This window comes from Actinomadura sp. 7K507, assembly GCF_004348425.1.
Lineage (GTDB): Bacteria > Actinomycetota > Actinomycetes > Streptosporangiales > Streptosporangiaceae > Spirillospora.
Window position 1 is genome coordinate 22836 of sequence record NZ_SMKK01000107.1, and the last position, 7031, is coordinate 29866.

Sequence of the window (7031 nt, forward strand, 5' to 3'; positions counted from 1 at the left end):
GTGGCCCAATCGTCGCGCGCACCGGGTTCGCCGTGACAGGCCGCCCCCGGCCCAACAGATGGAGACACGATGAGCATGGCCATGAGGACGGACACGCAGTCGTCCGGCCGGCACGTTGCCGACAGCCACGACATGATCCGCGTGCACGGCGCGCGCGTGAACAACCTCAAGGACGTCAGCGTCGAGATCCCGAAGCGCCGCCTCACGGTGTTCACCGGCGTCTCCGGCTCGGGCAAGAGCTCGCTGGTGTTCGGCACGATCGCCGCCGAGTCGCAGCGGATGATCAACGAGACCTACAGCGCCTTCGTGCAGGGCTTCATGCCGACGCAGGCGCGGCCCGACGTCGACGTCCTCGACGGGCTGACCACCGCGATCATCGTCGACCAGGAGCCGATGGGCGGTGACCCCCGCTCCACGGTCGGCACCGCCACCGACGTCAACGCGATGCTGCGCATCCTGTTCAGCCGGCTGGGAGATCCGCACATCGGCCCGGCCAAGGCGTTCTCCTTCAACGTCGCCTCGATCAGCGGTGCGGGCGCGGTCACCATGGAGCGCGGCGGTAAGAAGGTGAAGGAGCGCCGCGAGTTCCAGATCGTCGGCGGCATGTGCCCGCGCTGCGAGGGCCGGGGCAAGGTCACCGACTTCGACCGGACCGCGCTGTACGACGACGCCAAGTCGCTCGCCGAGGGCGCGCTCACCATCCCCGGCTACAGTATGGACGGCTGGTACGGGCGCATCTTCATGGCCTCCGGCTTCCTCGACCCGGACAAGCCGATCCGCAAGTACACCGAGAAGGAACTCGACGCCCTGCTCCACAAGGAAGCGACCAGGATCAAGGTCGACGGCATCAACGTCACCTACGAGGGCCTGATCCCGAAGATCCAGAAGTCGTTCCTGTCCAAGGACCGCGAGGCGATGCAACCGCACATCCGCGCGTTCGTCGACCGGGCGATCACCTTCACCGTCTGCCCCGACTGCGACGGCACCCGGCTCACCGAGGCGGCCCGCTCGTCGAAGATCAAGGGGGTCAGCATCGCCGACGCCTGCGCGATGCAGATCAGCGACCTCGCCGGGTGGGTCCGCGGCCTGGACGAGCCGTCCGTGGCCCCGCTGCTGGGCGCGCTGGGGGAGACCCTCGACTCGTTCGTCGAGATCGGGCTCGGCTACCTCAGCCTCGACCGCCCGTCCGGCACGCTGTCCGGCGGCGAGGCGCAGCGCACCAAGATGATCCGGCACCTCGGGTCGTCGCTGACCGACGTCACCTACGTCTTCGACGAGCCGACCATCGGCCTGCACCCCCACGACATCCAGCGGATGAACAACCTGCTGCTGCGGCTGCGGGACAAGGGCAACACGGTCCTCGTCGTGGAGCACAAGCCGGAGGCGATCGCGATCGCCGACCACGTCGTCGACCTCGGCCCCGGCGCCGGTACGGCGGGCGGCACCATCTGCTTCGAGGGCACCGTCGAGGACCTGCGCCCCAGCGGCACCCTCACCGGACGCCACCTGGACGACCGCGCCTCCCTGAAGCCGACGGTGCGCAAGTCGTCGGACGCCCTGGAGGTCCGCGGCGCCGCCACCCACAACCTCCAGGACGTGGACGTCGACATCCCCCTCGGCGTCCTGACCGTGCTGACCGGCGTGGCCGGATCGGGAAAGAGCTCCCTGATCAACGGCTCGGTCGCCGGCCGGGACGGAGTGGTGTCGATCGACCAGAGCACGATCCGCGGGTCGCGCCGCAGCAACCCCGCGACCTACACCAAGCTGCTCGACCCGATCCGCAAGGCGTTCGCGAAGGCCAACGACGTCAAGCCGGCGCTGTTCAGCGCCAACTCCGAGGGCGCCTGCCCCACCTGCAACGGCGCCGGAGTCATCTACACCGACCTGGCGATGATGGCCGGCGTCGCCACCACCTGCGACGACTGCGAGGGCAAGCGCTTCCAGGCGTCGGTCCTGGAGCACCACCTGGGCGGCCGCGACATCAGCGAGGTCCTCGCGATGTCGGTGGCGCAGGCCGAGGAGTTCTTCGGCTCCGGCGAGGCCCGCACACCGGCCGCGCACGCCATCCTCACCCGGCTCGCCGACGTCGGGCTCGGCTACCTCAGCCTCGGCCAGCCCCTCACCACCCTGTCCGGCGGCGAGCGGCAGCGCCTCAAGCTCGCCACGCGCATGGGCGAGAAGGGCGGCGTGTACATCCTCGACGAACCCACCACGGGCCTGCACCTGGCGGACGTCGAGCAGCTCCTCGGCCTCCTCGACCGCCTGGTCGACTCCGGCAAGTCGGTCATCGTCATCGAGCACCACCAGGCCGTCATGGCCCACGCCGACTGGATCATCGACCTGGGCCCGGGCGCGGGCCACGACGGCGGCCGCATCGTCTTCGAGGGCACCCCGTCCGACCTGATCGCCGCCCGCTCCACCCTCACCGCCGAACACCTCGCCGACTACGTGACGGCCTGACCGCCCTTCTTCCAGCCGGACCTCACCAACCGTCCGGCTGGAAGAAGCCCCGCACAGAGAGGGTCGGCGAGGGCGGCCACCGCAAGCTCGTACCGCAATGATCAACCGCGGCCTAAAGGCGCGGCCGGCGGGACGTGATCATTGCGAATCGGGGTAGCGGACGCCACATGCGCACTCTCATCAAGGGAATGATCGCCGGAGCCGCGGGTACCAGCGCGCTCAACGCCACCACGTACCTCGACATGGCCATACGGGCGCGCGGCGGCAGCAGCACGCCGCAGGACACCGTCGAGAGGCTCGCCGAAGGCCTGCATGTCGACCTCGGCGAAGAGGAGACGGCGGAGAACCGCAAGGAGGCCCTGGGCACCCTGCTCGGCTACGGCACGGGCCTCGGGGCGGCGGTCTGCTACGCGACGCTGACCCGCCGGCGGGCGTCCTGGCCGGTCGGCGTCCTCACGCTCACCGCGCTCGCGACCATCGGGTCGAACGTCCCGATGGTCGCGCTGGGCGTCACGGACCCGCGTGAATGGTCCGTCTCGAGCTGGGTCGCCGACATCGTCCCGCACGTCGTCTACGGGACCGCCGCCTACATCGCCTACGAGCAGCTCCGCTGACCCGGCCTCACGCTCAGGGCCGGGCCTCCAGGACCATGTTGAACATGTTCTCCGCCGCGCGGCGGACGGACCCGTAGCCCGCCTCCCGCAGGACTTGGCGCAGCCGTGCCTCACCGGCGAGTGAGCCCAGGGCGAGCCCGACCGGCTGTGACAGCGAGTTGGCCGTGCACAGGAACGTCGAGGCGGCGTAGTTGAGACCGGCGGTCGGCACCCCGGCCAGGGTCGAGGCCAGGTCGTCGCCCGCGACGGGCTCCACCAGCATCAGCGTCCCGCCGGGAGCCAGCGCGGCGCGGGCGTAGGCGGCCGCACCGACGGGGTCGCCGAGGTCGTGGAAGGAGTCGAAGAACGTCACCAGGTCGTACTCGTCCTGCGGGTAGCCCTGGCAGTGGCTCACCTCGAACCCGACCCGGTCGGACACCCCGGCCCCGGCGGCGCGCGACCGCGCGGTCTCGATCGACGGCCCGTGCGCGTCGAACCCCGTGAACCGGGAGTTCGGGAAGGCGCCGGCCAGCAGCAGGAGCGGCGCCCCGTGCCCGCATCCGATGTCGGCGACGCGCGCGCCGGCCTCCAGCCGTTCGCGGACGCCGTCCAGCGCCGGGATCCACTCCGCGACGAGGCTGTTGCGGTAGCCGACCCGGAAGAACCGCTCGGTCGACTCGAAGATCATCGGGTCCTGGGCGCCCCAGGCGACGCCTTCCCCGGTGCGGAACGCGTCCGTCATGGCGTCGACTCGGCGGTGCAGCCCGGTGATCATCGGGGCGGCGCCGATCATGGACGCGGGCGAGTCGTCGGTGGCGACGACGGCGGCGTGCTCGGGCGGGAGCGTGAACGAGCCGTCCGCCGCGTCGTGGCCGACGATGCCGACGGCGGCCTGCTGCGCGAGCCATTCCCGGACGTACCGCTCCGAGGTGCCCGTCAGCCCGGCGAGCCGGGCCGGCGTCACCGGACCGGCCTCCGCGAGCGCCCGGTACAGGCCGAGCCGGTCGCCCACCACCATCAGGGCCGCGGTGGCGCCGCCGGTCAGCAGCCCGGCGATCCTCTCGGCGAAGGCGCCTACCGTGTTCATGTCGAGTTCGGTGTCGATGCTCATGTCCCCTCCTCCTACGCGGGTTCGTTTCTCCGACCGTCGCGCGGGGCCGTTTCACGAGACATTCACGGCCGCTTCACCCAAGATGGGTCGCATGGCCGACCTGCGCTTCGGCGTCCTCGGGCCCTTGGAGGTCCGGCGGGACGGCACGCCGGTGGAGGTCCCGCCCGGGCGCCGCCGCGCGGTCCTGGCCTGCCTGCTGGTCCACGTGGGACGTCCCGTGGCCGCCGACGCGCTGGTGGAGGCCGGGTGGGGCGGCGAGTTGCCCGCCGACCCCAGGTCCGCGCTGCGCACCGTCCTGTCGCGGCTGCGCGCCGTCCTCGGGGAGAAGGTGATCCGCGCCGACGCGGCCGGGTACACCCTCGCCGTCCCGGCGGAGGCGGTCGACGCACACCGGTTCGAGGACCTGCTGGCCCGCGCCGAGGAGGCCCCGCGGGACGCGGCCCGCCTCCTGGACGAGGCGCTCTCCCTCTGGCGCGGCCCCGCCTACGCGGAGTTCGCCGACCGGGCGTTCGCCGAGTTCGACGCGCAGCACCTCGACCGGACGCGCCTGGACGCGATGGAGGCCGGGGCTTCGGCCGCCCTGGCCGAAGGCGACCCGCGCGGCGCCGCCGCCCGCCTCGAAGGAGTCCTCGCCGGGGAGCCTTTCCGTGAGCACGCGGTGGAACTGCTGCTCACCGCCCTGTACGACATGGGCGACCACACCGGCGCCCTCGCCCGGCTCCGCGAATACCGTGCCCGGCTGGCCGACGAGCTGGGTCTCGACCCGTCCCCGGCGCTGCGCGAGCTGGAGTCGCGGATCCTCGCCCACGATCTCGACCGCCCGTCCCGCCGGCTGCACGCGCCGCCCCCGGACCCGGTCTCGTGGGTGGACACCTCGACCGCCTTCGTCGGCAGGGACGCCACGGTGTCGGAGCTGGTGGACGCCGTCGCGGCCTGCCGCCTGGTCACGGTGACGGGCGTCGGCGGGGTCGGCAAGACCAGGACGGTCGCGGAGGCCCTCCCGGCGCTCGCCGAGCGCCTCGGACGGCCGGTCGCCGTCGTCCAGCTCGCCCCCCTGCCCGGCGACAGGGTCGACGCCGCGGCGGCCGAGGCGCTGGGACTGGACCGTCCCGCCGGATCGGCCCGCGCGGCCGTCGTCGAGCATCTCCGCGTCTCGCCCGGCGTGCTCGTCCTCGACAACTGCGAGCACGTGCTGGCCGAGGCGGAGGCGCTGGCCGCGGCCGTGGCGGCCCGGTGCCCGTCCGCGCGGGTGCTGGCGACGAGCCGCCATCGGCTGGGCACGCCGGCTGAGAGGCTGCTGCCCCTGGAACCGCTGCCCGCCCCGGACGCCCTCGCGAATCCGGACCGCATGGAGCTGGCCGCGAGCGTCCGGGTCCTCACCGACCGGGTCCGGCGGCTGCGGCCGTCGTTCGGCGTGACCCCCGACAACGTGGCCGTGGCCGCCGACATCTGCCGCCGGCTGGACGGCCTGCCTCTCGCACTGGAACTGGCCGCGTCCCGCATCGCCGTCCTCGGTCTCGAACCCGTTCGCGACCGCCTCGCCGCCGAGGACCTCGCCCTCCTGGATGAGCACGGCCCCGGTGACCTGCACGCAGTGATCGACTGGTCGTACCGCCTGCTCACGCCCGCCCAGCGCGAACTGCTGGCGCTGCTGACGGTCTTCCCGTCCGACTTCGACCCCGAGGCGGTGGAGGGCCTCACCGCCGCCCACCACGGACGGCCGGCGACCGGACACCTCAGCGCCCTGGTCGAGTCGTCCCTGCTGGCCACCCACCCGGCGGAGCGGGCCGTGCGCTACCGGATGCTCGCCGTCGTCCGCGCGTTCGCCGCCGCCCGCCTGCGCGACACCGGCGGCGAGACGGCCGCCAGGCGCACCTACCTGCGCTGGGTGCGCCGGTGGACGGAACGGGCCGCCGCCGACTGCGCCGGCCCGGACAGCGTCGAGGCGTTCGCCCGCCTCCGGAACGGCCGCGCCGACATCGAGCAGGCCCTGCGCTGGGCCGTCCACGCCGGGGAGACGGCGGACGCGGCACGGCTCGCCGCCGCCGTCCAGCTGTGCCAGCACTGGCAGCCCGGCTCCGAGACCATCGACCTGACGGCCGAACTGGCGGAGCGGTGCGCGGCGACCCCGTCCCCGGAATCGGCGCTGGGCCTGGCGGCGGGCGCCTGCGCCGTGACCCACGCCGGCGACACCACCCGCGGACGGGAGTTCGCAGAGCGGGCGCTCGCGTCGGCGACGACCTCCCGCGAGCGCTATCTCGCCCACCTGGCCATCGGTATCGCCACCATGTACCGAGGCGACCACGACGAGTCCGCCCGATGGTGGCGGACGATCACCGGCATGGACGACCTCGCGCCGGCCTACCGGGCATCGGCGCACAGCTCCCTGTCCCTTACGGCCTGCTACCGAGGCGACCTCCCGGCGGCGTGCCGCGAGGCCGAGATCGGGGTCCTGGGAGCCGAAACGGCCGGGGCCACCGCCGTCCACGCGTTCGCCCTCTACGCCCTCGGCGAGGCCGAGACCGGCGACCGCAAGACCGAACTCCTCGCCGCCGCAGCCGACAAGGCCGACCTGGCCGGCGCAACCCACGTCAGCCAGGTCGCCCGAGTGGCACAGTTGGCGGCCCTGGTCCGCGCCGCCCGCCACGACGAGGCCCTCGACCTCGTCGCCCCGATCCTGGACGCCGCACGCCGCGCCGGCGCCTGGCCCCAGCTATGGACGACCATGCGCATCTTCGCCGAACTCCTGGCGGCCCGCGACCGCCCCCACGAGGCGGCCCTCCTCCTGACCGGCGCGGACGCCGCCGACACGGCCCCACCCGCCACGGGCCCGGACATGGCCCGCTACACCGCCTTGAAAAGCACCC

General features: G+C 73.2%; 4 protein-coding genes. 3 read left to right on the forward strand and 1 reads right to left on the reverse strand.

Annotated features, from left to right (window positions below; genetic code table 11):
• Nucleotides 1-69: 69 nt before the first annotated feature.
• Nucleotides 70-2460: an excinuclease ABC subunit UvrA gene (locus tag E1285_RS23660; protein ID WP_132155621.1), complete on the forward strand. Its 2391-nt coding sequence runs from the start codon at nt 70-72 to the stop codon at nt 2458-2460.
• A gap of 167 nt (nt 2461-2627) precedes the next feature.
• A complete protein-coding gene (locus E1285_RS23665) occupies nt 2628-3074 on the forward strand; it encodes a hypothetical protein (RefSeq protein WP_132155623.1) in 447 nt (148 codons plus the stop codon).
• 13 nt (nt 3075-3087) lie between these two features.
• Here E1285_RS23665 and E1285_RS23670 read toward each other — a convergent pair whose 3' ends face one another.
• Nucleotides 3088-4164 carry a methyltransferase gene (locus tag E1285_RS23670; protein ID WP_207946759.1) on the reverse strand — a complete coding sequence of 359 codons (1077 nt, stop codon included), beginning with the start codon at nt 4162-4164 and terminating at the stop codon, nt 3088-3090.
• 91 nt (nt 4165-4255) lie between these two features.
• Here E1285_RS23670 and E1285_RS23675 point away from each other — a divergent pair.
• Nucleotides 4256-7031 (forward strand): BTAD domain-containing putative transcriptional regulator (locus E1285_RS23675; RefSeq protein ID WP_165966724.1); only part of this gene is annotated, 2776 nt, incomplete at its 3' end.

Excerpts from the sequence above, each read along its gene's own strand:
- E1285_RS23670 (WP_207946759.1), bottom strand. The coding sequence starts at position 4,164 with ATGAGCATCGACACCGAACTCGACATGAACACGGTAGGCGCCTTCGCC.
- E1285_RS23660 (WP_132155621.1), top strand. The coding sequence starts at position 70 with ATGAGCATGGCCATGAGGACGGACACGCAGTCGTCCGGCCGGCACGTT.
- E1285_RS23665 (WP_132155623.1), top strand. The coding sequence starts at position 2,628 with ATGCGCACTCTCATCAAGGGAATGATCGCCGGAGCCGCGGGTACCAGC.